We start from the raw sequence: 26,185 nt of genomic DNA, 5'->3' as shown, positions 1-26,185 counted from the left end.
CCCGCCCCTTCCGTCGCCCGCTTCGGAGCGTACCCCCGGGATCCGACGAAGGCCCGTGCGAGACCATGGCATTCATATACTTGACTACGTAAATTAAACCTCGCTACGATGCTTCGGGAGCGCTCCCGAAAGGACGTTGCGATATGCGAAACACCAGAAAGAGGCGGCTGGCCCTCGCCACCGCCGCGGTCGCGGCCCTCAGCGCGGGTGCGCTGACGATCGCCACCGCCAACCAGGCCCAGGCCGAAGACGGCTGCGAGGTCGACTACACGATCGTCTCCAGTTGGGGCGGCGGATTCCAGGCGAACGTCTCGATCACCGCCGCCGAACCGATCAACGGCTGGGACCTCACCTGGGACTTCCCGGCAGGCACCCAGGTCTCCAGCGCGTGGAACGTCGACTGGCACCAGACCGGCACCGGCTTCACCGGCTCCGACGTCGGCTGGAACGGCGCCATCGCCTCCGGCCAGACCCGCGAGGTCTTCGGCTTCATCGGCTCGGGCAGCACCGCCGCCCCGCAGTCGATCACCCTCAACGGCGACCTCTGCGACGGCCAGGTGGACCCCACGACCGGGCCCACCGACCCGACCGAGACGCCCACCGAGGAACCGCCCGGCGAGGCCGTCAAGATCATGCCGCTCGGCGACTCCATCACCGGCAGCCCCGGCTGCTGGCGCGGCAACCTCTGGGACCTCCTCGACAAGGCCGGCCACGAGGTCGACTTCGTCGGCTCCCTCTCCCAGGCCTGCAACCCGGCCGGCTCCGACCCCGACCACGAGGGCCACGGCGGCTACCAGGTCACCCAGTCCGTCGCGAACGGCAACGTCCGCATGTGGCTGGAGCAGAACACCCCAGATGTGCTGATGATGCACTTCGCGACCAACGACGTCTGGTCGGCGATCCCGCCCTCCCAGATCCTCGCCGCCTACACCCAGATCGTCGCCGACCTGCGCGAACTCAACCCGGACGCGGTCATCCTCGTCGCGCAGATCATCCCGCTGCATCCCGACGCGTCGTTCGGCTGCACCGACTGCCCGCAGCGCGCGATCGACTTCAACGCCACGATCCCCGCCTGGGCCGCCGGGCAGACCACGGCCGAATCCCCGGTCATCGTGGTCGACCAGTGGACCGGTTTCGACCCGGCGGTCGACACCTACGACGGCGTCCACCCCGACGAGGACGGCTACGTCAAACTCGCCGCCAACTGGTTCGAGGCCCTCGACCAGGTCCTCTCCTGAGCGCAGCCTCTCCTGAGCACGGCCTGTCCTGACCTCGGCTTCGGCTGAACCCGGCCGCCGGGCGCTCCCAGAGGCGCCCGGCGGTTTTCGCGCGTCCGTTTCAGCCGAATCTTCCGCATTCGCCCAGGTCCGAGGCCGAACGGGCATACCGTGAAGGCATCACCATCCCGAGGAGGGATCGATATGGACCGGGAAACCAAGGCGGCCTGGGCCGCCGGAGGCATGGTCTTCGCCGCAGTCAGCATGATCATGATCGGCGTCTGGCAGGCCATCGAGGGCATCTTCGGCATCGCGACCGACGACTTCTACACCGAGGTCGCCGACTACGTGGTCAACGTGGACACGACCGCTTGGGGTTGGATCCACCTGATCCTCGGCGTGATCACGGCACTCGTGGGCTTCTCGCTCTTCAGCGGGGCCACTTGGGCGCGCGTCGCAGGTATCGTCCTGGCGTGCCTGGTACTCATCAACAACTTCCTGTACCTGCCGTTCTACCCGTTCTGGTCGCTGCTGATCATCGCCCTGGCGATCTTCAGCATCTGGGCCATCGCGGTCGCCAAGGCGCCTGAGATCACCGAGTACCGCTGACGCGCTGGACGACATTCAGGGCGGCTCGCACGGGCCGCCCCACAGCCGTGTCCGGCGCAGGATATCGACGACGGCGGCCCAACGGCGGGACCACCTAGAACCTGCTGAAACAGGCCGCGGCATCGTCTAGAACGGCGGGGTCGTCCTCATGCAGAGAACGGGCGCCGCCCGCCCAACGGGCGAGCGGCGCTTCCGCTCGACGACAGTGCACTAGCTTTCGCAAGCGACGCCGTCGTTGTCGCCGTCCAGGTGTTCTGCGTACGCAGGATCGCTTTCGGGGATGTCGAACCTCCCGTCAGCACTGGCCTCGGTGCAGTTCTGGTACCCGGACTCGGAGGTATTGGTATCTCCGTTGCTGGGCCCGGACCAGTGCTCGCACCCGATGCCGTCGTTGTCGGCGTCGAGGTGCGGGCCGAAGCCGTGTTCGCCCTCGAGGACGGGAGCCGCGCCGTCCTCGCGTGCCGCGTCGCAGTTCTCGTACATGAACGCGGGATCCGTGGATTCGGACTCCTGCATCTGCGGTTCCTCGGAGGTGCCGTCGTCCGACTCCTCCATCATCGTTTCGTCGTCCATCATTGCGTCGTCGCCCGTGTCGAGCGGCTGGAAGTCGACGAGTTCGAAGTCGTGTGCGACTTCGGGTGCTTGCTCCCGATCTCCGCCTGCGGGCGAAGTCGCGATGACGCCCATGACGAGCGTCATGGCTCCTGCTGCTTCGAGCAACACCCGAAGCAACGGTCGATTGCGGTGAGACTGCTCTTCGCGTCGTCCGTTGTGGACTGACGGTGTGGAAGGTGATCGCATCACTACCTCCAATAGCATCGCGTTCGTGCTATTCGACGACCCCTCTGGGATCCTCCCTCCGACAGCATAGGTTGGCGGGTTGCAGTGAGCTCCGAGATCCGGGGTCAAGGCCCCGGACCCCTGGTCGCGACGGATTACGGGCGTGTCATTCTCCGCATCCGGCTCAGGACGATCATGCCGAAAACAGCCAGACAACACGCCCGGCTTCGCCCGTCTTCCTAGATGACGACGCCCTCGATCTCGAAGGTCTGCACCGTGTTCGCCGGGAACGTGCGCGAGAACCGCTTGGACGACACCTGCGTGTCCGTGTACCGCGCGTACCGCTCGGAGCCGCCGGTCTGGGTCGACCAGCGCGTGACCGTCCCGTTCGGCACCGTGGCGAAGCGCGAGAGGTCGTACGTGACCGTCTGCGCCGTACCGTAGTTCGTGGTGACGAGCACGAGCCGCCGCGCGGCCGCGTCGTAGGCGGCGACCGTGTTGGCCTCGCCGCCGTCGATGATCCGCATCCCGGGCCGGATGTGCCGCGCGTACTGGGCGTACACGAAGTACTTGGCGTTCGCGGAGCCGAGCGAGCCGGTCTCGTTGTTGGCCTCGATGAGGCCCCAGCCGCCGCCGTCGAGGACCTGCCAGTAGCACCACGCGGTCGGGTGCAGCCAGCGGAAGTCGAGGTTCAGGTTGCGCGCCAGGCGCATCCCGGTGGCGTCGTTCTCGCCGTACTCGGAGTTCCAGAGCTTCTTCCCGGCGGCGCTCACGGCGCTGTAGACGGAGTCGCGGCGGCCGTTCTCGTACTGGTAGCCGTGGACGTTGACCTTCCCGATCTTGCCCTTCGCGGAGCTGGTGAGGCCGTTCCAGGTGCTCACGGCCTGGTCGTACAGCGACTCGTCCGAGGCGGTGATCGGCAGCCACGAGAGCCCGCGCGCGTCCAGCTCCGCCCGGAGGTGGTCGATGACGACCGACTGGGTCGCGACGTTGAAGTGGCAGCCCTCCTGCGTGCCGGTGGCCGTCCACCAGTTCGCGATCGGCTCGTTGAACGGGTCCACGTAGTCGAAGTCCACGCCCCAGTTGTCGTGCGCGTACTTCGCCACCGTGGCCATGTACACGGCGTGCTGCTGCCGGTTCCACGACTGCAGGTTGTCCGCGTTCCCGTCCGAGCCGCCGGAGGGGTTGTGGTTCACGCACATCCACCACATCGGCGAGTTCGAGAACAGCTCGAAGATGTTCGCGCCCCGGTCGCGGGCCTTCCACATGAGGTTGCGCTGCGCGCTGTCGACGAACCAGTCCCAGGACGAGGACGCCGGGTCGCTGGAGTTCCAGTCGAGCCAGTACCCGTCGATCTGGCGCGAGCGCATCATGTTCGGAGAGACGACCATCGACTGGCCGTCGATCGAGTTCCACGAGCAGGCGCCGGCGTTGTACCGGACGATGTTCAGGCCCAGGCCCGGCAGGTTCGCGCCGCCGAACGCGACGGTGTTGCGCGTGAACATGATGTCCGCGAGGTCGTTGCGGTTGCCGAAGGCCCTGCCCCACCACGCGAGCGAGGTGCCCCAGCCCTCCCAGGTGCCCCAGTTCGTGCCCGGGTTGACGGTGGTCGTGTAGTCGGCCTGCGCCGCGCCGGGCGCGGCGAGGGCGCCGAGCGAGCCGGCGCCGGCGGCGGAGATGAGGGTGCGACGACGCATGGCGAGCCTCCAGAAGGTCGGGATGGCTCCGATGATGGCACCGCGAATCGATAAAGTCAACTCCTTCGATAAAGCATGAGAAAAAGGCCGCCACCCGCGATCATCACTTTCCGTGACAACCCCCTCGTCATGTGCGACGGTGAGAGGCGGACTGCGACAGGGGAGGACAGTGATGACGGAGAAGCGCGCCACGACCATCGAGACCAAGGACGACGGACCGCTCGCCAGCGAGCAGGGCAAGACCGTGATAGCCGACCAGGTCGTCGCCAAGATCGCCGGGATCGCCACCCGCGAGGTCGAAGGTGTCCACCAGCTCGGCGGCTCCGGCAGCCGCGCCGTGGGCGCCCTCCGCGAGCGCATCCCCGGCTCGCGCACCAACTACGGCCAAGGCGTCTCCGTCGAAGTCGGCGAACGCCAGGCCGCCGTCGACCTCGACGTCGTCGCCGAATACGGGGTCGCCATCGCCGACCTCGCCGCCGGCGTGCGCCGCAACGTCATCGCCTCGGTCGAGCGCATGACCGGCCTCGAGGTCACCGAGGTCAACCTCGTCGTCCACGACGTGCACCTGCCCGATGAAGCCGACAACGAGCCCGAGGCCGAACCGCGGGTCGAATAGCCAAAGGGTGAGCAACGGAGCCGAGAAGATGCCCGACGACTTCGCCGCGAGCGTGGACGCCATCGCCGCCGTCGTCCGCGCCGTGCCCGGCGTGAGCGACCTCCACGGCGGCGTCCAAGGCGAGATCGCCGTCCTGCTGCCCGGCCGCCGCGTGCCCGGCCTGCGCCTCGGCGACACCGCCTGCGAGGTCCACGTCGCCGTCGACTGGGACGCCGACATCCCGCTCACCGCCGCCGCGATCCGCACGGCCGTGGCGCCCCTCGCGGGCGGGCGGCCCGTCGCCGTCACCGTCGAGGACGTCGCCGAACCGAGGAAAGAGGACTGACCATGAAGGCTTCCTTCGCCGGCCTGGTGGCCGGGCTGCTGCTGGCGCTGGCCGCCATCGCCGGCGGCTTCACCGGCTTCCTGCTCGCCGTCGTCCTCGGCGCGATCGGCTTCGCGGTCGCCGGGAGGCTCAGCGGCGAGTTCGACGTCCTCGAGCGCTTCCGAGGCCGCCGTGACTGACACCGCCTTCACCCTCGCCGACCTCCCCGGCTCGGGCGCCGACCGGCCACCGGCGGAGCGCGGCGGCCTGCGCCTGGCCGACGCCGCCGTCGCCCATATCCTCGAAGGCGCCGCGCTCGCCTGCGAAGGCACCGCCGCATCGCGCCGCCCGCGCGCCCACGCCACCGTCAAGCACGGCCGCATCTGGGCCCACCTGGACGTCGGCATCGTCTGGCCCGGCCCCATCGGGCGGGTCGCCCGCGACCTGACCAGCAGTGTGCGCGCCGAGACCACCCGCATCACCGGCTACGACCTCGTCTCCCTCGACGTCGTGATCCACCTCGTCGACGCCCCCGTGCGGGCCGAACGGAGGGTCCTGTGAAGCTCCGCGATCCCCGCCACGGCCCCGCCGCCACCTGGCCCGCCGTCCTCGCCGCGCTCCTCCTCGCCGGTCTCGCCTTGCTCCTCGCCCAGCACGCCGCCGCCGAACTCGGCTGGACCGGCGCCGACTCATGGCTGCGCAGCGCCGCTGCCGCCCTTCACGATTCGGAACCCTCCGTCTGGGTCCTGATCGGCGGCGCCGCCGCCGTCCTCCTCGGACTCTGGTTCCTCATCGCCGCGTTCCTCCCGGCCCGCCGCAGCCACCTGCCCGCCGACGGCGACGGCGACCTCTGGATCTCGCCCCGCGCCGTCGAGGCGCTCGCCTCTGACGCCGCCGTCCGCGCCCCCGGCGTCCTCCACGCCGACAGCGAACTGCGCCGCCGCCGCCTCAAGGTCAAGGCCCTGCTCGCGCCCGGCCGCGAAGCCGCCGTCGCGGACATCCTCGAGACGGTGGGGGAGCGGCTGCAGGGCCTCGCCGAACTCGAAGTCGCCGTGCAGGCCAAGGAGGCGCACCGATGAGGACCCCCGCGATCGACCGCCCCGCCGCCGCCGTCATCGGCCTGGCCCTCCTCGCCGCCGGCGGCGTCATCGCCGACTGGCGCTTCGACTTCGCGGGCGTCTGGAGCCGCTTCGACCCGGACGCGGTCGACCGGGTCGTGGACGCCGACTGGTTCGCATGGGTCGCCCTCGCCGCCGCCGTCGTGCTCGCGGTCCTCGCCGTCTGGTGGCTCCTCGCCCGCGTCCCGCGCCCCGCCGAAGGCCGTGTCGCCTTGACCGCCAACGGATCCGACCGGATCGAGCTCGACGCCCGCTCCGTCGCGCCCCGCCTGCGCGCCGACCTCGAACGCAACGCCCCGGTCGACCACGTCACCAGCCGCCGTCTCGATCGCAAAGGCGGCCAAGTCATCCGGCTGCGCGCCCACGTCGACCCGCGCGCCGACGGCGAATCGCTCATCAAGGCCGCCGGCAGCCTCGCCGAGACCGTCGCCACGGCCTTCCCCGACGGCGAGGTCACCGTCCGCGTCATCGTCGACGGCCCGCGCCGCGAACGCGCCCGCCGCACGCCCCGCGTCCACTAGGTTCAGTCCCGCTTCATCCGGGTACCCACAGTGGAACGGGACCGACCCCCGGTCCCTCACACCGAGGAGGCGCCATGCGCGCGTCATACGTGGGACTGCTCGCCGGGATGCTCCTGGCCATCGCCATCATCGTCGGACAGGCCATGGCCGTCCTGCTCGTCCTCGTGCTCGGCGGGCTCGGCTACGTCGCCGGAGCCCTGCTCGGCGGCGAGGGGAGCGCCTTCCGTCACCCCCGGCGCCGCCGCCGCTGACCCGGGTAGGGTGGGCCCGTGCCAGCGTCGAAAGGGGTTTCCACATGACCGTCAGCGTGCTGTTCATCGGCGGTACCGGCCGCATCTCCACCTCGTGCGTGCGCGAGGCCGTGCGGCAAGGCCTGGACGTCACCGTCCTCAACCGCGGACGCACCGCCGAACGGCCCCTGCCGCCCGAGGTCGCCCTCCTCACCGGCGACGCCAACGACCCGCAGTCGGTGCGCGACGCCCTCGGCGATCGCACCTTCGACGCCGTCGTCAACTGGGTCAACTTCACTCCCGCGCAAGTGCAGCGGGACATCGACCTCTTCGCCGACCGCACCGGCCAGTACCTCTTCATCAGCTCCGCGAGCGCCTACCAGACCCCGCCCGCGCGCCTGCCCGTCACCGAGTCCACCCCGCTCAAGAACCCGTACTGGCAGTACTCCCGCGACAAGATCGCCTGCGAGGAACTGCTCGTCGCCGCCTACCGCGAACGCGACTTCCCCGCCACGATCATCCGCCCCTCGCACACCTACGACGAGACCATGCTGCCCTTCGACGGCGGCTGGACCGTCGTCGACCGCATGCGCGCGGGCAAGCCCGTCATCGTCCACGGCGACGGCACCTCGCTGTGGACCATCACCCACGCCCGCGACTTCGCCGTCGGCTTCACCGGCCTCCTCGGCAGGGACGAGGCGATCGGCGAGGCCTTCCACATCACCGGCGACGAGGCCCCCACCTGGAACCAGATCTTCGGGTGGGTCGCCGAAGCCGCCGGCGTCGAACCGAACCTCGTGCACGTCGCCAGCGACGCCATCGCCGCCGCCGACCCCCGCTGGGGCGCCGGCCTCCTCGGCGACAAGGCCCACTCCATGGTCTTCGACAACACCAAGCTCAAGCGCCTCGTGCCCCAGTTCGGCCTCGGCGCCACCCCCTACCGGCTCGGCGCCCGCGAGGTCGTCGAGTGGCTCGACGCCCACCCCGAGCACCAGGTCGTGGACGCCGACGCCGACAAGACGATGGACTGGCTCGCGGAACGCTACACCCCCAAGGCGATGTAGTCAGGGGGGCGTGCAGAGCGCAGCGCTAATCGCCCACGAGCTCCCAGCCGTCCGGGACCAGGTCCGCGTCCTCGCACAAGAGGGCGCGGCCCTCCCGGACCTTCACCTTGTCCACATAGACCCCGCGGCCCTGGTACGTCGGGTCGCTCGTGTACCGCCAGCGCACCCGTGCCGTCCCGTCCGGCAGCACCGCCTCGGCCTTGATCCACTGCCGACCCGCGTACCCCGAGAACACGCCCTCGGTCCGCCAGCAGTGGTCCTCCGTGCGCAGGTCCAGCGGTACGGGCGTCCACGTCGCACCGTCCGGGCTCGCCTCGAGCACCGCCTGGTCCGTCGCCTCCGTGTCGTACCAGAGCGCGAACGAGGCCTTCGCCCCCGAGACCGCGCGCGGCAGCGTCCCCGTCAGCGTCGCCGTCGCCGCGTCCGCCTGCCCCGCGTACCAGGCCTGCCGCCCGGTCTTGGGCTCCACCGGTACGGCCCGGCCCATCGGGCGGCTCGCCGCCCGCCGGTACGCGCTCGCGGTGCCCCAGTTCCGGGTCGGGTGCACCCGGTTCGTCAGCAGCACCAGGAGGGTCCCGGCGAGCGGGTCGAGGACGATCGAGGTGCCCGTGTACCCGGTGTGGCCCACGGTGACCGGCGAGGACATGGCGTCCATGTACCAGCGCTGGCCGAGCTGCCAGCCCAGGCCGCGCGCGGCGCTCTCGCCCATGCCGGCGTTCTTGTCGGTGAAGACGAGCCGCGCGGTGTTCTGGGTGAGGATCTCGGCGCCGCCGTAGCGGCCGCCGTTGAGGATCATCTGCCCGAAGACGGCGAGGTCCCAGGCGGTGGCGAAGACGCCGGCGTGCCCGGCGACGCCGCCGAAGGCCCACGCGTTCTCGTCGTGCACCTCGCCGTGGACCATGCCCCGGCCGGTCCAGGGCTGGTACTCGGTGGCGGCGGTGCGGGCGCGGTCGGCCGGGTGGTACCCGGTGTCCTTGAGGCCCAAGGGCTCGCAGATGATCTCGTTCACGAGCGCGTCGAGCGGCTGCTCGGCCACGAGCTCGAGGATCTTGCCGAGCACGATGAGGTTCAGGTCGGAGTACTCGTAGCCGCTGCCGGGCGGGCGGCGCAGCGGGCGGGCGTAGATCGCCTCCATGCGCGCCTGCTCGTCGGGCAGGTCGTACAGGTTGATGAACGCGATCATCCCGGAGGTGTGGGACAAGAGGTGCCCCAGGGTGATCGGGGTCTTCTGCGGGTCGAGGGCGTCGAAGTCGGGCAGGTACTCGACCACGGGCAGTTTGAGGTCGATGAGGCCGTCGTCCATGAGCGCGCCGGTGACGGTGGCGGTGAACAGCTTCGAGATCGAGGCGAGGTCGTAGACGGTGTCGGTCTCGGCGGGCAGCCACTGGTCCGGCGGGAGTTCGAGGGCGGCCTTGGTCGCCTCGTCCCAGCCGGAGTAGCGGAGGCGGTGGCCGCCTGCCGCGTGGCGGACGACGACGCCGTCACGCGCCGCGACCACGGTGTAGCCGGGGAACGCGGGCGTCGGCCCCTCCATGAAGGCGTCCAGGCCGGGCGTGATCCGGTCGATGTGGGCGGGCGTGAGCCGGGCGTCGCCGCAGGAGCCGTACCGCAGCTGAACTGGTGTTTCAGGAAACGTCACGTCGTAGGGGCCGGCCGTTGGCGGACCGGTGAGTTCGGGCATGGAGGGGATCTCCTCGGCGTTGGCGCGGGAGGCCAGCGCGAGCGCCAACGCCGCCCCCGCCGCGCCCCCGAGCATGGTTCGACGCTGCATTCGTGTCTCCTGGTTATCGTGCCATCACTAAGCGGTGCGGCGATAGAGCAAATACGACTCTCTTTGCTCGGAAAACGCATCCAATTCGGCGGTCCAGAGCGTCGTGACGTCGTCGATGCCGGCGCCCGCCTCGATCGCCTGACGGACCGCCCCGTTCCCTGTCAGTTTGTCCAGCCAGAACGAGGTGGTGTCCTGCGAGCGCCACCCGTACTGCGGGAAGGCGCGCCGCTGCTCGATGATCATCGTGAGGGCGGTGCGGATCGGGTCGAAGTCGCGCCGGGAGGTCACCTGCAGCTCGACGCCGCCGCAGACCTTGCTCGCCCATTTGGAGAACGTGGGCGTGAAGTACGCCTCGCGGAACCGCGCGCCCGGCAGCCCTTGGACCGCCTCGGCCCACGTGTGGTCGACGCCGGGCGCGCCCAGCAGCTCGAACGGCTTCGTGGTGCCGCGCCCCTCGGAGAGCGCGGTCGCCTCGAACAGGCAGGTCCCGGGGTAGGCGACGGCCGTCGCGACGGTGGGCATGTTCGGCGAGGGCGCGACCCAGGGCAGGCCGGTCTCCTCGAAGTACATGTCGCGCTTCCAGCCGCGCATCTTCACGACGGTGAGGTCGGCGGGTGCGGGCGCGAACTCGCCGTTGAACAGGGACGCGAGTTCGCCCACGGTCATGCCGTGCCGCTGCGCGATCGGCTTGAGGCCGACGAAGGTGGCGTGCTCGGGGTGGAGCACGGGCCCGCTCGCCTCGCGGCCGGTGATCGGGTTGGGCCGGTCGAGCACGACGAACCGCAGCCCGAGCTGCCCGGCCGCCTCCAGGGCAAGGTACATGGTCCAGATGTACGTGTAGAACCGCGAGCCGACGTCCTGGATGTCGAAGACCAGCGTCTCGACCCCGGCCTCCGCCAGGAGCTCGGCCATCCGGTCCTTGTCGTTGTACGCGTTGTAGACCGGGATGCCCGTTTTCGGGTCGAGGAAGTAGTCCTCGCCCTCGCCGGCCTGCGAGACCCCGCGGAAGCCGTGCTCGGGCCCGAACACGGCCACGATGTCCACCTTCCCGCTGGCGTGCATGAGGTCGACCTCGTGGGTGAGGTCGGGGAGCACGCCCGTGGGGTTGGAGATGACGCCGACCTTCTGGCCCGCCAGTTCGGCGAAGCCGTCTTCGGCGAGGACTTCGATGCCGGTGCGGACCCGCCGCCCGCCTGCCGCGGCCGGGCCCGCGGCGGCGGTCGCGAGCGCGGCCCCGGCCAGTGCGCCCCCGAGGAGTTTCCTGCGCTGCATGGGAATCCCCTTACTCGTACGAGAGGCCGTGGCCGAAGGCGAACAGCACCGACTCGGGGTCCTCGGCGCTCGGGATGTCCACGGGCAGCCTGCCCTGCGGGGCGAGGTGCCCGAGCACGACGGCGACGGCCGATTCGAGCCCGTCGGCCGCGTACGAGTAGGTCGCGAGGTAGGCGTTGACGTCGTCGCCGAGGTGCGCGATGTCGTAGGGGTTCTTGACGCCGAGCGCGACCACGGGCACGCCCGTGGCGGCGAGGGCCTTGACGAGGTCCGCCTGGGTCGGGTTGTCCGCGACCCCGTTGGTGCTCACTACGATGAAGCCCTTGCCCGCGGCGGCGGCCACGGCCGCGTCGATCTGCGCCCGGGTCGGCGCGATGCCGGTGACGACGCGGGTGGGGGCGAAGCCGCGCTTGGTGAACTCGGCGGTGAGCAGGTTCGTGGTGGTCTCGCCCCAGCCGGTCACGAGGACGGAGCCGCCGTCGACGGGTATCGGCAGGGTGCCGTCGTTGGTGACGAGCGTCGTGGTCCGGTCCGAGAGCGCTTGGGCCGCTTCGAGGTGCGGCGCGATGCCGACGACGTTCGCGACCTCGTCGGGGTCGGCGTACGGGTCGTCGTAGAGCCCGAGCCGGTACTTGAGGCCGAGGATGCGGGTCACCGACTCGTCGATGCGCGCCTCGGTCAGCTCGCCGTTCGCGACGGCCGCGAGGACGGCGTTGTAGGCCAGGTCGAGGTCGACGGGCATGAGCAGCATGTCGATCCCGGCGAGGAGCGCGAGCACGGGGATCCGGTCGTCGCCGTAGCCTTCGCGCACGCCCTCCATGGCGAGCGAGTCGGTGACGATGACGCCCTCGTAGCCCAGCTCCTCGCGCAGCAGCCCGGTGAGGATCGGCTTCGAGAGCGTCGCGGGCGTCAGGGTCGGGTCGAGGGCGGGGAACTGGATGTGGGCGCTCATGATCGCGCCGACCCCGGCGTCGATCGCGGCCCGGAACGGCGGGGCGTCGACCTCCTGCCACTCCTCGTAGGTGTGGTCGATCTGCGGGAGGTCGGTGTGGCTGTCGTCCTCGGTGTCGCCGTGCCCGGGGAAGTGCTTGACGGTGGCCGCGAGGTCCCCGCGGGCCTGGTAGCCCTCGACTTGGGCGGCGGCGAACGCGGCGACGTGCGCGGCGTCGGACCCGAAGGAGCGCACGCCGATCACCGGGTTGGCCGGGTTGACGTTGACGTCCGCGTCGGGCGCGAAGTTCGTGTTGAGGCCCATGGCGCGCAGCTCGGCGCCGCTGATGACGGCCGCGTCGTAGGCGGCGCCGGTGTCGTGGGTCGCGCCGAGCGCCATCGCGCCGGGCAGTTGCGTGGCGGGCGCGGTGATGCGCACGACGAGGCCGTGCTCCTGGTCGGTGGCGATGAGCAGCGGCTCGCCGCCGTCCGCTGTGGACGCGGCCTGGAGTCCGTTGGAGAGGCCGGTGATCTGGGCGGGGTTGGCGACGTTGTTCGACCAGGTGAAGTAGATGATCCCGCCGACCTTGTAGGCGGCGATGAGCTCGGCGGCGTTGTTCACGCCGTGCGTCTCCTGGTTCTTCGCGACGTCGGCGGCGTCGGTCGTGTCCACGGTGCGTCCGTACGCGTACACGGTGAAGAGCTGGCCCACTTTCTCTTCGAGGCTCATGGCCTTCAAGCGGCGCTTGACGAACCGCTTCTCGCCCCGGCCATTGTCGGCCTGAGCACTGTCGTCCTGAGCACCGTCGGCCTGGGCGGCGCTCGCGGTGGCGGCGGCCGCGGCGGCGCCGAGGGCGGCTGCGAGCACGGTGCGGCGGGGATGCGTCATGGGCTCCTCCAGGTTGGCGGGGAATCGGTTGGACGGGCCTCGGTGACGCTTGCGAGCCGTGAATGTGCGCAGTGTCCCTGTTGACCCGATCGGCTCATCCTGGCAGAAAACTTCAGATGAAGGCAAGACTACGGAAAGAATTTTCAGATGAAGGCGCGGTGACGTTCAGGCGAGCGCGGGTTCGCCGAAGTGGAGCGTCCCCGCGTCGGCGTCGAGCGTCGCCTTGCGTCCCAAGGGGATCGTGAGCGATCCCGCGCAGTGCCCGAACCCGAACTCCTCGACGACCGGCACGCCCCTCCCTGCGAAGCGGTCGTGCAGCACCTCGCGCACGGCCTCGTAGGGGCCGCAGTCGGCCCACGAGCCGAGCACGACCCCGGCGATGCCGTCGAGGTACCCGGCCCGGTCCAACTGGGTCAGGGCCCGGTCGATCCGGTACGGCGCCTCGCCGATGTCCTCCAGGAGCAGCAGCCCGCCCGCGACGTCCTGCCGGTGGTGCGCGGTCCCGGCTTCTGCGGCCAGGAGCGTGAGGGTTCCGCCGAAGGTGACGCCCGTGGCGGTGCCGCCGATGAGCGGCTTCGCGGCGGGGGAGGCGATGAGCTGCGCCCGTTCGGGTGCGAAGAGCTGGAGCCGCAGGTGCTCCTGCATCTGCGGGCCTTCGGCGAACAGCGTCCAGCTCGGCATCGGGCCGTGCACGGAGGCCGCGCCCAGTTCGAGGGCGATGGCCTCGTGGATCGCCGTCATGTCGCTGAAGCCCACGAACACCTTGGGTTCGACCGTTCGCAGTAGGTCCCAGTCGATGTGCTCGACGATCCGCTGCGAGCCGTAGCCGCCGCGCGAGGCGATGACGGCCGCGAACGACGGGTCGAGCCAGGCCTCGGCGAAGTCCGCGGCCCGGTCCGCGTCGCGCCCGGCCAGGAACAGGTGCGTCTCGGCGGCGTGCGGCATGAGGACCGGCTCCAGGCCCCAGCTGCGCAGCACCGCCAGGCCGGCGTCGAGACCGCCTGCGGGATAAGGGCTCGCGGGGGAGACGATCGCGACCTTGTCGCCGGGCACGAGCCGCCTCGGGCGCCGCAGCGCTGCGAGGGTCACGGCTTCAGCTCCAACTCGAAGTCGGGACCTGCGAAGCCGAAGACCTGCGCGTACAGGGCGTGCTCGGCGAGCACGGCGTCCACGATCGTGGAGTCCTTCCGGAAGCCGTGCTGCTCGCCCTCATAGGTGCGGTAGGCGTGCGGCACGCCCCGGCCCGCGACGGCCTGCAGCAGCTTCTCGGCCTGCGCGGGCGGGCAGATCGCGTCCTCCAGGCCCTGCAGCAGGAGGAACGGCACGGTGATGCGGTCGGCGTGGTGCACGGGGGACCGCTCGAGCGAGCGCTCCTCCAGGACCTCGGGCGGGCCGACGAGCGAGTACACGTACTGCGATTCGAAGTCGTGCGTGTCGTTCCCCGTCCACCCCGAGAGGTCCAGAATCGGGTACTTCACCACCGCGCACGCGTACACGCCTTGGGCCGCAGGCGAAGTGAGCGAGGCCGCGGCGGTCCAGCCGCCGGCGCTGCCGCCGCGGATCGCGAGCCGCGCCGGGTCGGCGGTGCCCTCGGCGGCCAGCGCCCGCGCGACGGACGCGCAGTCCTCCACGTCCACCTCGCCCCAGCGCTCGCGCAGCCGTTCGCGGTAGGCGCGGCCGTAACCGGTGGAGCCGCCGTAGTTGACCTCGACCACGCCGATGCCGCGCGAGGTGAAGTAGGCCAGCTCCATGTCGAGCACGGCCCGCACGTGGCTGGTCGGCCCGCCGTGGACCCACACCGCGTACGGCGGCAGTTCCCCTTCGGGCGCTGCGTAGTCGGGGTTGCGCGGCGGGTAGACGTGCGCGTGGATCTCGCGGCCGTCCTCGCCCGCGAAGGTCCGGTGCTCGGGCACCGGCAGGTACGCCGGGTCCACGGCGACCTCGTGCGCTGCGGCGACGACCCGCGTCGTGCCCTTCACGGCGTCGACCTCGACCACCTCGTACCCGGTGTTCGGACTCGCGGCGAGCCCGTACACGGTGTCGCCCAAGGCGACCAGCCCGGGCGCCCAGTCGGTCCAGGGTCCCTCCACCGGGTTGAGCTTGCGCTCCCAGCCGTCGAAGATGCCGAGCCGGCTCTCGCCCGCGCCGTGGATCGCGGCGATGTCGCCGCTGGCGAGGATCTGGAACCACCGCATCCCCAACGTCCACATGGGACCGGCGAACTCCTCTTCGGCGGCGAGGACCGTGCCCTGCTCGGGCCCCCACGGCTCCTTCCAGCCGAGGTTCCACCAGCCCGAGCGGTCCCCGGCGAGGACGAGCGTCCCGTCGGCGGCCCACTCGGCCTGCGCGATCGACTCCCCGTCGCCGCCCGCGATGGTCTCGAGGTCGCGCAGCTCCCCGGTGACGGTGATCCCGGCGACCCGCAGTTCGGTCTCGTCCCAAGGCATGTGCGGGTGGTTCCAGGCGATCCACGCGAGCGTCGTCCGGGTCGGGCTCAGCTTCGGGCCGGTGAGGAACCGGTACGAGTCGTCGGTGAGCTCGCGGACCCTAGCGCGGTCCTCGGCGGCCGAGCCGTCGAGCGGGACCGCCGCGAGCACGCGCCGCACCTCGGTGGGCCGCTCGCCGGTGAACTCCTCGAGCACCGCCCAGACCTCGCCGAACTCCTCCATGACCAGCGGCTCGCACCAGCGCATGCCGCTCGGCACGGACCCGACCGGGCTCAGCGGCCGCGGCTCCGCGCCGGCGTCGGGTTCGAAGGCGTACAGCCGCTGGTCGGCGAAGTCCGTGAAGACCACGAGCGGGCCGCGCTCGCCGATGACGCCGGTCCAGGGGGTGCCGCCGTACTCGTGGACGCGGCTGCGCACGTTCCACGGCTCCGGCAGCACCGACGCCACGGTCCCGTCCGCCTTGCGGCGCATGAGGGCCCGCCGCCCGCCCTCCTCGGGGCGCGGCTCGGTCCACCACAGCTCCTCGCCGACGGTCCCGAGGAACCCGGGCCGCCCGTCCGCGGCCGCGACCATGTCGACGGTGATCGGGGATTCCCAAGCGCCGTAAGGGGACTGCTGCACCAGTGTTCTCCTCTATGCGTTCCGCAGGAAGTCGTCCAAGACCCGCAGCCCGAACTCGAGCCCCTCGACGGGGACCCGCTCGTCCACGCCGTGTGCGAGCCGCCCGTACCCGAGTTCAGCGGTCTGCCCGAGCGGCGAGAACCCGTACCCGGTGATGCCGAGCTGCGCGAACTGCTTCGCATCCGTGCCGCCGGACATGCAGAACGGCACCGGACGCCCCTCGGGGTCGAACCTGCGGACCGCCGCGCGCATCGCCGCGAACGTCGGCGAGTCGACCGGGGCCGCGAGCGGCCGCGTCCGGTGCTGGTACTCCCAGTGCACGTCCGGGCCGCACAGTTCGTCCATGGTCGCCTCGAACTCGGCCTCGCCGCCCGGCAGCACCCGGCCGTCCACTTCGGCGTAGGCGTGCTCGGGGATCACGTTCACCTTGTACCCCGCCTGCAGCACCGTGGGGTTCGCGCTGTTGCGCAGCGTCGACTCGACCAGCTGCGCGGCGGGGCCGAGCTTCGCCAGGAGCCCGTCCACATCGTCCAGGTCCGGTTCGACGCCGTACGCCTCGGCGAGCTCGGTCAGCGCCGCCGTCACCGTGGGCGTCAGCCGCACCGGCCACCGGTGCGCGCCGATCCGCGCGATCGCGGCCGCGAGCTTGCTCACCGCGTTGTCCGGGTTGGCCCGCGAACCGTGCCCGGCCGTGCCGCGCGCCGAGAGCCGCAGCCACGCCGTCCCGCGCTCGCCCGCCGCGATCGGGTAGAGCCGCAGCCCGTTCCCGCCGTGGAAGGTGAACCCGCCGGACTCCGAGACGCCCTCGGTGCAGTCCGCGAACAGCTCCGCGTGGGCGTCGGCGAGGTACCCCGCGCCGAACTCCGCGCTGGCCTCCTCGTCGGCGGTGAACGCGATGACGATCGACCGCCGCGGCCGGAACCCTTCACGGGCCCAGGACCGCACGACCGCGAGGACCATCGCGTCCATCGACTTCATGTCGATCGCCCCGCGGCCCCAGAGCATCCCGTCTCGAATCTCCCCGGAGAACGGGTCCACGCTCCAGTCGGCCGCCTCGGCCGGGACCACGTCCAGGTGCCCGTGCACCAGCAGCGCCGGGGCCTCCGGTTCGGTCCCCTCGATACGGGCGACCACATTGGAGCGGTTCGGGGCCTTCTCCAGGATCCGCGCCTCGATGCCGGCGTCGGCGAGCTTCGCGGCCGCGTACTCGGCGGCCTCGCGCTCGTTCCCGTCCCCGCCGCCGTGGTTGGTGGTGTCGATCCGGATCAGCTCGGAGGTGAACCGGACGACCTCCGCGAGCGCTTGGGCGTCAACCATACTGCTCTTCCAGACTCGCCGATGCGATCTGGGTGACGGCTTTGAAGCACCGGATGGCCTCGTACATGGTCGCGAGCTCGAACGCGACCCGCCGCTCGCCCGCGAGCTCCACGCCCGGGATCACCGTCACGGCCCCGGCCAGGTGCTCGGCGTCGAACTCGACCTCGATCCGGTGCGGCTCGGCGACCGGCGCCCGCCGCCCCGCCAGCGCCACGGCCTCGGCAGCGCCCTTGCGGATCGCCCGGACCGCCCACTTCGGGGTCCGGCACGCCGCCGCATACCGCGAGATGTAGTCCTTCACCGCGATGCCCACCGCCTTGGGCGCGTAGTCGCGCGCCTCCTCCACGGTCTTGTCGTCCCCGGTCACCATGATCACCGGCACCCCGAACTCGGCCGCCACGGCCGCGTTCAGACGGCCCTCGCTGGCGCGCACGCCGTCGAGCCACACCCCGGTGATCGTGTTCGCCAGATACGTGTGCGCGAGCACGCCCTCCAGGCCCGCCCCCGCGTGGTACCCCAGGAACACCACCGCGTCCGCGTCCCGCACGCCCTCCATCATGGAGAGCTCCTTGTGCCGTCCGCTGATCACCGTGACCGGCCACTCGAACCGCTCCGGCATGAGGTTCCGCATCGACCAGTGCGCGTCGTTGACGACGATCTCGCGGGCCCCGCCCCGGTGCAGGCCCTCCACGGCCGCGTTCACCTCGTCGGTGAACAGCGGCCGCATCCGCTCCCAGCCGGGGCCTCCCGGCAGCACGTCGTCGGGGCAGGTGACGCCCGTGGCGCCTTCCATATCGGCACTGACGAGGATTTTCACACCCCAATCCTCGCATCCCCGTGCAAGGACCGATCGAGATGGCACGCGACCTGATGCGAATCCGCTTCCGGCCCAAGGACCTTCAGGTCCTCGCCGGTGCACTGGTGCAGTACCGGCAGGGCGTTCCCGGAGGCGACCTCCTGGCAGCGGGGCCGGAACCGGCACCCGCCCGGGATCTTCGACGCGTCCGGCAGCTCTCCGGCGAGCACGATCGGCTCCGCCACGGCTTCTCTCAAGACGGGAGAGGCGGGCAGGACCGACACGAGCGCCCGCGTGTACGGATGCCTCGGCGCCGTGAGCACCTGCTCCACCGGCCCCTGCTCCACGATCCGCCCCAGGTACATGATCGCGATCCGGTCCGCGATGCTCCACGCCAGACCCAGGTCGTGCGTGATCACCAGCGCCCCCAGGCCCTGCTCCTCCTTGAGCCGCAGCAGGAGCGACAGGATCTCGCCCCGCACCGAGGCGTCCAGCGACGCCACCGGCTCGTCCGCGACCAGGATGCTCGGCTCCAGCACCAGCGCCCCGGCGATCACCACCCGCTGGCGCTGCCCGCCCGACAGCTCGTGCGGGTACGCGAGGAAGAACTGCTCCGGCGGCCGCAGACCCGCCCGCGACAGCGCATCGGCCACCCGGCCCGGCTCGTCGTCTGTGATCCCGTGGATCCGCAGCCCCTCGGCCACCGCGTCGTACACGGTGTGCCGCGGGTTCAGCGCCCCGCTCGGGTCCTGGAGCACCAGCTGCACCTGCCGCCGGTACGCCTTCAACGCCCGCGTCGAATACCGCAGCGGCACACCGTCGAACGCCACCGTCCCGCCGGTCGCCTTCTCCAGGCCCAGCAGCGTGCGCGCCAACGTCGTCTTCCCGCAACCGGACTCGCCCGCCAGCGCCACGATCTCGCCCGGCGCCACGTCCAGGTCCACCCCGTCCACGGCCCGCGCGACCCGCCCGCCCGGCAGCCCGAACTCGACCCGGAGACCCCGGGCCGTCAGCGTCTTCTCCTCAGAGGACAACGGGCATCCCTTCCTGCGCGACGAAACAAGCACTGACCCGCTTCGGGCCCACCTCGAGCAGCTCCGGCGAATCCTCGCCGCACCGCTCCACCGCGACCGCGCACCGCGGCCGGAACGAGCAGCCCTCCGGCAGCCGCACCGGATCCGGCGGGTCGCCGGCCAGGCCGCCCGGGTTCTTGCGCGCCGCCGGGTCCCCGATCACCGGGAACGCCGCGCCCAGCGCCGCCGAGTACGGGTGCCGCGCGTTCGCGAACACCTCGTGCGCCGGCCCCCGCTCCACGACCCGGCCCGCGTACATCACCGCGGCCTCGTCGCACACCGAGGACAGCACCGAGAGGTCGTGGCTGATCATCATCAGCCCCACGCCCCGCTCGGTCACCAGTCCCGAGATCAACTGCAGCACTTGGGCCTGCACCATCACGTCCAGCGCCGTCGTCGCCTCGTCGGCGATCACCAGCTGCGGATCGCAGGCCAGCGCCATCGCGATCATCACGCGCTGGCGCTGCCCGCCCGACAGCTCGTGCGGGTAGGAGCGCATCCGCGAGGCCGGCAGCCCGACCCGCTCCAGCAGCGCCTCGGCCCGCTTCGCGGCCTGCGCCGGAGTGGTCCCCTTCTCGTGCACCAGGATCGGCTCGGCCACCTGCCGCCCGATCCGGTGCACCGCGTTGAGGGAGTGCATCGCGCCCTGGAAGACGATCGACGCGCCCGTCCAGCGCACGGCGCGCAGCCGCCCCCAGCCCATCGCGAGCAGGTCCTCGCCGTCGAGCAGGATCTCGCCCGACACCTCAGCGGTCTTGGGCAGCAGCCGCAGCACCGCCATCGCGAGCGTCGACTTCCCGCAGCCCGACTCGCCCGCGATGCCGAGCGTCCGCCCGGCCTCCACCGTCAGGTCCACACCGCGCAGCGCCGGGAGGCGCCCCCGCGAACCGGTGTAGGTCACCCGCAGGTCCTTGAACTCCAGGAGCGTCACCCCTGCTCACCTCGCAGCCTCGGGTTGAACACGGCCTCCAGCGCCCGTCCGCACATCATGAACGCGAGCACCACCAGCAGGATCGCCAGGCCCGGCGGCAGCAGGTACCACCACGCGTGCGCGGAGACGGCGCCGTTGTTGGAGGCGCGGTTGAGGATCGAGCCCCACGACACCACGTTCGGGTCGCCGAGCCCGAGCCAGGCCAGCGAGGACTCCATGAGGATCGCCGAGGGCACCAGCAGGGTCGCGCTGGCGAGCACGAGCGGGAGCACGTTCGGCAGGATGTGCTTGCTCATCTGGTGCCAGTGCCCGGCGCCGAGCGCGCGGGCGCGCTCCAGGTACGGCCGGGCCTGCACCGTGAGCGTCTGGGCCCGGACGAGTCGCGTCGTGCCCGACCAGGAGACGAGCGCGATCACGATGATCGTGGTCGACATGCTCCGTCCGAGCACCGCGAGCAGCGCGATGGCCACGACCAGGCTGGGCAGCACCATGAACCAGTCGGAGACGCGCAGCGCGACCCAGCCGTACCAGCCGCCGATGTGGCCGCTGGTGACGCCCAGGGCGGTGCCGATGACGATCGCGACCACCGTTGCGGTGAGTCCGATGAGGAGCGACAGGCGCGAGCCCCAGAGCGTCAGCGCCAGGATCGAGCGGCCGACCTCGTCGGTGCCGAGCGGGTACCCGGCGCTGGGCGGGGCCATCCGCTCGCCGGTCGCCTGCGTGACGCTGAGCTGCGACTGGTCGATCAGGAGCGGGGCGGCCAGCGCGAGGATCACGATGGCGCCCAAGAGGACCAGGCCGATCATGCCGGTGCGCTGGCTGCGGTAGGCGTTCCAGGAACGCGTGAAGGACTGCCGCCTGCGCGCCCATCTGAGGGCGCGGGGGGAAATCGGTGTCGTCGTCATGACCGTGTCAGCCGGACCTTCTGATGCGTGGGTCGATGAACCAGTAGAGGATCTCCGCGCCGAGCACCGCGAGGATGGTGGAGCTGGAGAAGAGGACGAACAGCGCCTGGAGGACCGGGCGGTCCGGGTAGAAGATCGACTGCACGAACAGGCTGCCGAGTCCGGGCCAGGAGAAGACGGTCTCGGTGACGATCGAGCCGTTCACCACGCCGCCCAGGGCCAGGAACACCAGGGTCACGGTGGGCAGCAGGGCGTTCGGCACGGCGTGCTTCGTCCGCACCTCGTCGTCGCGCAGCCCTTTGGCGCGGGCCGTGGTCAGGTAGTCGCTGCCGATCTCGTCCAACAGGGAGGACCGCATGATCATGAGGTACCCGGCGTAGACCACGGCGGTGTAGGTGAGCACCGGCAGCACCAGGTGGTAGCCGATGTCGACCGCCTGCGGCCAGAACTCCGGCGGGGTGTCCGGCGAGCGCATCCCGTTGACGGGGAACAGCCCCAGGTACCGCGCGAAGACCAGGATCACGATCATCCCGAGCCAGAACGTGGGCGCCGAGTACAGGAGCAGGCCGGTCGCGACGTGCCCCTTGTCGAAGCGGCTGCCCTGCCGCCAGCCCGAGCGCGTCCCGATCCAGAAGCCGAGCAGGACCGCGAGCACCATGCCCGTGCCGGAGAGCAGGAGCGTGGCCGGGAGCCGTTCGACGATGAGGTCGAAGATCGGCCTGCGGAACTGGAAGGAGCTGCCGAGGTCGCCGCTGAGCGTCCCGGTGATGTAGTCGACGAACTGGGCCCACAAGGGCTTGTCGAGCCCGAGTTCGGCCCGCATCGCCTCGCGCTGCTCGGGGGTGACCGGCCGTTCCTTGGTGAGCTGGTCGATCGGGTCCCCGGCGATGAGCCGGAAGATGAAGAACGAGGAGAACAGCACGAGCAGGAGCGACACGGCCGCGCCGCCGACGTGCTTGAGCAGGTACCGCCCGAAGCCGCTGGAGCCGCGCCGCTCGGAGCGCCCCGCGGACGGGGCCTCGGTGGAGGCCCCGTCCGCGGGTTCGGTCGTGCCGGAGGGCATGCCGTCGGTCATTCGCGCTCGTCCGCCGTCTTCCTGCGCCGCAGCACGAAGAAGACTCCGGCCGCCGCCACGAGGACGACCGCCGCGGCGACGGTGATCCAGACCCACGCCGGGGTGCCGCCGTCCTCCGAAGCACCGGCCGGCTGCGCCGACCAGTAGGACCAGGTGAAGCCCTCCTGGCCGGTGATCATGCCGTTCTCGGCGGGCTGGGTGAGCATGCCCGTCACGTGGTCGCTGCGGTAGGCCTCCATGACGTTCTGGTAGTACAGCCAGATCACCGGCGCGTCGGTGTAGAGCATCCGCTGCTGCTCCTTGACGATCTCGGCGCGCGCGTCCGGGTCGGACTCGAGCTTCTGCTGCTCGTGGAGCGCGTCGAACTCGGGGTTGCAGTACGAGTTCTCGCTGGCGCGCTCGGTGCCGTCGGTCAGGGTCGGCAGGACCGCGCAGGTGTGCATGCCGAGCTGCTCGGTCGGGTTCGGGCCCACGCCCCAGCCGGAGAACGCGATGTCGAACTCGCCCAGGTAGGCCAGGTCGTTGAGCGTGCCCTGCTCGATCGGCTCGGGCTTGATCTCCAGGCCGATCTGGGTCCACCACTCGGTCACGAAGTCCACGATGGTGGCGTAGTTGGTCTCGTCCGCGTGGTAGTAGAACCGGAAGCTCAACCGGTCGCCGCCGCCGGGCATGGTCCGGACGCCGTCCTCGCCGCGCGCGTAGCCGGCCTCGTCGAGCAGGCGGTTCGCCTCGTCGAGGTCGAACTCGACGAGATCGTCGCCGCCGTCCCAGTGCCACTGCTCGAAGATCGCCGGGATCAGCGAGGTCGCCGGGGTCCCGTTCCCGTCGAGGACGGTGTCCACCAGGGCCTGCTTGTCGATCGCGGTGTGCATCGCGGTGCGCACCACCGGGTCCTTGAGCGCCGGATGCCCGTCGCCGAACTCGGTGCCGTCCTGCGTGACCGTGCCGTGGTTGATGGTGAGCGACACGTACCGGCGGCCCTGGGCGTTGTTGACGGTGATGCCGTCCTGGCCCTTCAGGGCGTCCATCTGGGCCGGGTTGAGGCCGTTGACGATGTCGACCTCGCCCGCTTCGAGCGCGGCCACGGCCGCGTCGGTCTCGGCGTAGTAGTCGAAGACCACCTCGTCGAAGCCGGGCGCGCCCGCCCAGTAGTCCTCATTGGCGTCGAGGCGGATCAGCTCGTCGGGCTTGTACTCGGTGACCTGGAACGGGCCCGAGCCCACCAGCGGCAGCTGGTTCGCGTCGTCGGCGGACGGGTCGGGGTAGGCCGACCAGATGTGCTCGGGCACGACGAACACGGCCCGATTGAGCACCTCCGCGGGAGCCGGGGCGAGGAGGGTGAGCACGAACGTGGTGTCGTCGGGCGCCTCGGCGCTGACGAGGTTCGCCGAGAAGTCGATGTTCCAGTCGTGGATCGCCGGGTTCTCGATGAGCAGGTTGTACGTATAGGCCACGTCCTGCGCGGTCAGCGGCTCGCCGTCCGACCAGGTCGCGTCGTCGCGGATCGTGAACGTCCACTCCAGGCCGTCCGCGGACTCCGTCCAGTCCGTCGCCAGCCCCGGCACGGGCTGGTAGTCGTCCGCACCGGCCCTGACCAGCGTGTCGTAGGACATCATGTTCGTGTTGTACGTGAGGGTGTACCGCGACTTGAACGGGTTGAAGGTGTCGACCTCCTGGCTCGTGGCGATGAGCAGGCTGTCGGTCTCGTCCTCCTGGGCGGCGGCGCCGGGCGCGGCCACCGCGAGCGCGCCGGCCGAGAGGGCCAGCGCGGCGGCGCCCGAGAGGCACCGCCGTATCAGGGCATGGGGATTCATGGGGTGCAAGTCCTCGCATTCGGTTCCAGGAGTCGGGCGCCCCGGCGGGCACGCCACCGGTCCTCGATGTACCGATCAGAATGACGGAACACTTCTTGAGTTGTCAATGAAGTGAAGAAAGTTTTCATTGCCGCAACATGATACGGCCCCGTCGCCGCGAATCCGGGAGGCGGACCCTCCATTTCGATTACATTCAGCGGCACTACCGAGAGTTGCGTGGAGGTCGCGATGTGGCATTGGCTGTCCGACGCGCTCGTGGCACACCCTGAGACAGCGATCTTCCCGGCACTCGGACTCGGCTTCCTCGTCGGCAAGCTCACGATCAAGGGCATCGCCCTCGGCCCCGTCGCCGGCGCCAACACCACCACCGCGTCCATCGGCGCCGTCACCGACACCGCCGAGAGCCAGGTCCCCTCGGCCACACGATCCCCTGCGCCATCGGCAACGTCCTGCTCACGATCTGGGGCGCGCTCATCGTGGCCGTCCTCGCCTGACCCGATTCCGAAGGAGACCGCACATGACCGAACAGCACACCCGACGCGATGAGCAGCAGCGCCTCGAAGCGCTCAGCCCGTTCGAACTCAAGGGCGAGCTCATCGCCCTCGCCGACGAGAACCAGAAGCTCGAGGCGATCACCATGATCAACGCCGGGCGCGGCAACCCGAACTGGACCGCCACCGCCCCCCGCGAAGCCTTCGCGCAGCTCAACCTCTTCGCCGTCGAAGAGTGCCGCCGCGACTGGGACGAGTTCGCCGACCTCGGCGGCATGCCCCAGAAGGCCGGCATCGCCGCCCGCCTCAAGGACTGGCTCGGCAAGCACTCCGACGCCCCCGGCGCCGCCGAACTCGGCGCCGCCGTCGACCACGGCATCGACCGCCTCGGCTTCGACCCCGACGCGTGGGTCGCCGAACTCGCCGACGCCGTCATCGGCGACCACTACCCCGAACCCGACCGCGCCCTCGTCCACACCGAACAGGTCGTCCACGCCTACCTCGCCCAGGAGATGGGCGGCGCGCCCGACAGCGGCTGGGACCTCTTCCCGACCGAGGGCGGCACCGCCGCGATGTGCTACCTCTTCGACTCCTCCCAGGTCAACGGGCTCCTGAACCGGGGCGACAAGATCGCGATCATGACGCCGATCTTCACCCCCTACCTGGAGATCCCCGAACTCGAGCGCTTCTCCTTCGAGGTCGTCCGGCTCGAAGCCGACCGCTTCACCGAGAACGGCTTCCACTCCTGGCAGTACTCGCCCGACGAGATCGACAAGCTCAAGGACCCGAGTATCAAGGCGCTCTTCTGCGTCAACCCCACCAATCCGCCGTCGGTCAAACTCGACACCGCCGCCGTCGACCAGATCGCCAAGATCGTCGAAGAGGACAACCCGAACCTCACGATCATCACCGACGACGTCTACGGCACCTTCGTCGACGGCTTCCAGTCGCTCATGTCCGTCGTCCCGCGCAACACCATCGGCGTCTACTCCTTCTCGAAGTACTTCGGCTGCACCGGCTGGCGCCTCGGCGTCATCGCCGTAGGCAAGGACAACGTCTTCGACGAGCAGATCGCGGCCCTCCCGCAGGCGAAGAAGGACGCGCTGGCGAAGCGGTACTCGGCGATCTCGCTCGAACCGGAGAAGATCCGGTTCATCGACCGCATGGTGGCCGACTCCCGGGACGTGGCGCTCAACCACACCGCCGGGCTCTCGACCCCGCAGCAGGTGCAGATGGCCCTGTTCGCCCTGCACTGCCTGAAGGACACCGGGAACCAGTACAAGCGCGACTGCCAGGCGATCATCGCCCGGCGCATGAAGGCCCTCACCGAGGGCCTCGGCGTCGACCTCCCGCAGGACCCGAACGCGGCCCGCTACTACGTCGAGCTCGATCTCTTGAGCTGGGCCGAGCAGCACCTGGGCGCCGAGTTCGCCGAGTGGATGCGCGAGAACTACGAGCCCACAGACCCGATCTTCCGCCTCGCCGAGCAGGCCTCGGTGGTACTGCTCAACGGCGGCGGCTTCGACGGTCCGGAATGGTCGGTGCGCGTCTCGCTCGCGAACCTGCCGATGGACTCCTACCGCAAGATCGGGTCGTGGCTGCGCCGCATCGGCGACGAGTACACGACCGAATACGCGCAGCGCGACAAGTAGAGTCGCGCAGCGCGACCGCTAGCGCCGGGCACAGGGGGAAGCCGC

26 protein-coding genes are annotated in these 26,185 nt (G+C 70.7%); 12 read left to right on the top strand and 14 right to left on the bottom strand.

Annotated elements, in window-relative coordinates:
* Nucleotides 1-143 precede the first annotated feature (143 nt).
* Entirely contained in the window at nucleotides 144-1,238 is a 1,095-nt protein-coding gene (locus O2L01_RS00525; protein ID WP_270119449.1) for a cellulose binding domain-containing protein, read from the top strand.
* 183 nt (nucleotides 1,239-1,421) lie between these two features.
* Complete coding sequence (locus O2L01_RS00520; RefSeq protein WP_270119446.1) at nucleotides 1,422-1,826, top strand: DUF7144 family membrane protein; 405 nt, start codon at nucleotides 1,422-1,424, stop codon at nucleotides 1,824-1,826.
* A gap of 210 nt (nucleotides 1,827-2,036) precedes the next feature.
* On the opposite strand, the gene O2L01_RS00515 is transcribed toward O2L01_RS00520, so the two are convergent.
* Entirely contained in the window at nucleotides 2,037-2,525 is a 489-nt protein-coding gene (locus O2L01_RS00515) for an excalibur calcium-binding domain-containing protein (protein WP_270119443.1), read from the bottom strand.
* A gap of 320 nt (nucleotides 2,526-2,845) precedes the next feature.
* Nucleotides 2,846-4,303 carry a glycoside hydrolase gene (locus O2L01_RS00510; RefSeq protein ID WP_270119440.1) on the bottom strand — a complete coding sequence of 486 codons (1,458 nt, stop codon included), beginning with the start codon at nucleotides 4,301-4,303 and terminating at the stop codon, nucleotides 2,846-2,848.
* A gap of 172 nt (nucleotides 4,304-4,475) precedes the next feature.
* Here O2L01_RS00510 and O2L01_RS00505 point away from each other — a divergent pair, with 172 nt between their 5' ends.
* The 8 genes from O2L01_RS00505 (at nucleotide 4,476) to O2L01_RS00470 (ending at nucleotide 8,156) form a co-directional block, all read left to right on the top strand.
* Nucleotides 4,476-4,919, top strand: coding sequence for an Asp23/Gls24 family envelope stress response protein (locus O2L01_RS00505; protein ID WP_270119438.1), 444 nt, complete (start codon nucleotides 4,476-4,478; stop codon nucleotides 4,917-4,919).
* Nucleotides 4,920-4,926: 7 nt separating this feature from the next.
* Entirely contained in the window at nucleotides 4,927-5,244 is a 318-nt protein-coding gene (locus O2L01_RS00500) for a hypothetical protein (protein WP_270119436.1), read from the top strand.
* A gap of 2 nt (nucleotides 5,245-5,246) precedes the next feature.
* Nucleotides 5,247-5,423 (top strand): hypothetical protein, encoded by a 177-nt coding sequence (locus O2L01_RS00495; RefSeq protein WP_270119433.1) that lies wholly within the window; start codon nucleotides 5,247-5,249, stop codon nucleotides 5,421-5,423.
* Complete coding sequence (locus O2L01_RS00490; protein WP_270119430.1) at nucleotides 5,416-5,784, top strand: hypothetical protein; 369 nt, start codon at nucleotides 5,416-5,418, stop codon at nucleotides 5,782-5,784. The genes O2L01_RS00495 and O2L01_RS00490 overlap by 8 nt, the downstream gene beginning before the upstream one ends.
* On the top strand, nucleotides 5,781-6,302 hold the full coding sequence (locus tag O2L01_RS00485; protein ID WP_270119427.1) for a DUF6286 domain-containing protein: 522 nt from the start codon (nucleotides 5,781-5,783) through the stop codon (nucleotides 6,300-6,302). The genes O2L01_RS00490 and O2L01_RS00485 overlap by 4 nt, the downstream gene beginning before the upstream one ends.
* Nucleotides 6,299-6,862 (top strand): hypothetical protein, encoded by a 564-nt coding sequence (locus O2L01_RS00480; protein WP_270119423.1) that lies wholly within the window; start codon nucleotides 6,299-6,301, stop codon nucleotides 6,860-6,862. The genes O2L01_RS00485 and O2L01_RS00480 overlap by 4 nt, the downstream gene beginning before the upstream one ends.
* Before the next feature lie 74 nt (nucleotides 6,863-6,936).
* Entirely contained in the window at nucleotides 6,937-7,113 is a 177-nt protein-coding gene (locus tag O2L01_RS00475; protein ID WP_270119420.1) for a hypothetical protein, read from the top strand.
* A gap of 44 nt (nucleotides 7,114-7,157) precedes the next feature.
* Nucleotides 7,158-8,156, top strand: coding sequence for an SDR family oxidoreductase (locus O2L01_RS00470; RefSeq protein ID WP_270119418.1), 999 nt, complete (start codon nucleotides 7,158-7,160; stop codon nucleotides 8,154-8,156).
* Between the two features lie 25 nt (nucleotides 8,157-8,181).
* On the opposite strand, the gene O2L01_RS00465 is transcribed toward O2L01_RS00470, so the two are convergent.
* The 12 genes from O2L01_RS00465 to O2L01_RS00410 form a co-directional block, all read right to left on the bottom strand.
* The gene (locus O2L01_RS00465) at nucleotides 8,182-9,927 is read right to left on the bottom strand and encodes a serine hydrolase domain-containing protein (RefSeq protein ID WP_270119416.1); all 1,746 of its coding nucleotides are present in this window, start codon (nucleotides 9,925-9,927) and stop codon (nucleotides 8,182-8,184) included.
* 27 nt (nucleotides 9,928-9,954) lie between these two features.
* Nucleotides 9,955-11,205, bottom strand: a complete 1,251-nt coding sequence (locus O2L01_RS00460; protein ID WP_374727656.1) for an exo-beta-N-acetylmuramidase NamZ family protein — start codon at nucleotides 11,203-11,205, stop codon at nucleotides 9,955-9,957.
* A gap of 4 nt (nucleotides 11,206-11,209) precedes the next feature.
* Complete coding sequence (locus O2L01_RS00455; protein ID WP_270119413.1) at nucleotides 11,210-13,018, bottom strand: glycoside hydrolase family 3 protein; 1,809 nt, start codon at nucleotides 13,016-13,018, stop codon at nucleotides 11,210-11,212.
* A 165-nt stretch (nucleotides 13,019-13,183) separates the two neighbouring features.
* Nucleotides 13,184-14,107, bottom strand: coding sequence for a S66 peptidase family protein (locus O2L01_RS00450; RefSeq protein WP_270119411.1), 924 nt, complete (start codon nucleotides 14,105-14,107; stop codon nucleotides 13,184-13,186).
* A complete protein-coding gene (locus O2L01_RS00445; RefSeq protein WP_344469071.1) occupies nucleotides 14,104-16,038 on the bottom strand; it encodes a S9 family peptidase in 1,935 nt (644 codons plus the stop codon). The genes O2L01_RS00450 and O2L01_RS00445 overlap by 4 nt, the downstream gene beginning before the upstream one ends.
* A gap of 60 nt (nucleotides 16,039-16,098) precedes the next feature.
* Entirely contained in the window at nucleotides 16,099-17,403 is a 1,305-nt protein-coding gene (locus O2L01_RS00440) for a M20/M25/M40 family metallo-hydrolase (RefSeq protein ID WP_270119408.1), read from the bottom strand.
* The gene (locus tag O2L01_RS00435; protein ID WP_270119407.1) at nucleotides 17,396-18,220 is read right to left on the bottom strand and encodes a M55 family metallopeptidase; all 825 of its coding nucleotides are present in this window, start codon (nucleotides 18,218-18,220) and stop codon (nucleotides 17,396-17,398) included. The genes O2L01_RS00440 and O2L01_RS00435 overlap by 8 nt, the downstream gene beginning before the upstream one ends.
* A complete protein-coding gene (locus O2L01_RS00430; protein ID WP_270119405.1) occupies nucleotides 18,217-19,233 on the bottom strand; it encodes an ABC transporter ATP-binding protein in 1,017 nt (338 codons plus the stop codon). Before O2L01_RS00430 ends, O2L01_RS00435 begins: the two co-directional genes overlap by 4 nt.
* Nucleotides 19,223-20,203: an ABC transporter ATP-binding protein gene (locus tag O2L01_RS00425; protein WP_270119404.1), complete on the bottom strand. Its 981-nt coding sequence runs from the start codon at nucleotides 20,201-20,203 to the stop codon at nucleotides 19,223-19,225. The genes O2L01_RS00430 and O2L01_RS00425 overlap by 11 nt, the downstream gene beginning before the upstream one ends.
* On the bottom strand, nucleotides 20,200-21,108 hold the full coding sequence (locus O2L01_RS00420) for an ABC transporter permease (RefSeq protein ID WP_270119403.1): 909 nt from the start codon (nucleotides 21,106-21,108) through the stop codon (nucleotides 20,200-20,202). The genes O2L01_RS00425 and O2L01_RS00420 overlap by 4 nt, the downstream gene beginning before the upstream one ends.
* Nucleotides 21,109-21,115: 7 nt before the next feature.
* A complete protein-coding gene (locus tag O2L01_RS00415) occupies nucleotides 21,116-22,183 on the bottom strand; it encodes an ABC transporter permease (RefSeq protein ID WP_270119401.1) in 1,068 nt (355 codons plus the stop codon).
* Nucleotides 22,180-23,997, bottom strand: coding sequence for an ABC transporter substrate-binding protein (locus tag O2L01_RS00410; RefSeq protein WP_270119400.1), 1,818 nt, complete (start codon nucleotides 23,995-23,997; stop codon nucleotides 22,180-22,182). Before O2L01_RS00410 ends, O2L01_RS00415 begins: the two co-directional genes overlap by 4 nt.
* Before the next feature lie 216 nt (nucleotides 23,998-24,213).
* Here O2L01_RS00410 and O2L01_RS00405 point away from each other — a divergent pair, with 216 nt between their 5' ends.
* Together O2L01_RS00405 and O2L01_RS00400 are read left to right on the top strand one after the other, a co-directional pair.
* Complete coding sequence (locus O2L01_RS00405) at nucleotides 24,214-24,543, top strand: hypothetical protein (RefSeq protein WP_270119399.1); 330 nt, start codon at nucleotides 24,214-24,216, stop codon at nucleotides 24,541-24,543.
* Nucleotides 24,515-26,140: a bifunctional aspartate transaminase/aspartate 4-decarboxylase gene (locus O2L01_RS00400; protein ID WP_270119398.1), complete on the top strand. Its 1,626-nt coding sequence runs from the start codon at nucleotides 24,515-24,517 to the stop codon at nucleotides 26,138-26,140. The genes O2L01_RS00405 and O2L01_RS00400 overlap by 29 nt, the downstream gene beginning before the upstream one ends.
* Nucleotides 26,141-26,185 lie beyond the last annotated feature (45 nt).

Origin of the sequence: Glycomyces lechevalierae (assembly GCF_027622945.1) — a bacterium.
In the GTDB taxonomy this organism is placed as follows: domain Bacteria; phylum Actinomycetota; class Actinomycetes; order Mycobacteriales; family Micromonosporaceae; genus Glycomyces; species Glycomyces rutgersensis.
This window is presented reverse-complemented; position numbering and strand designations above follow the sequence as displayed.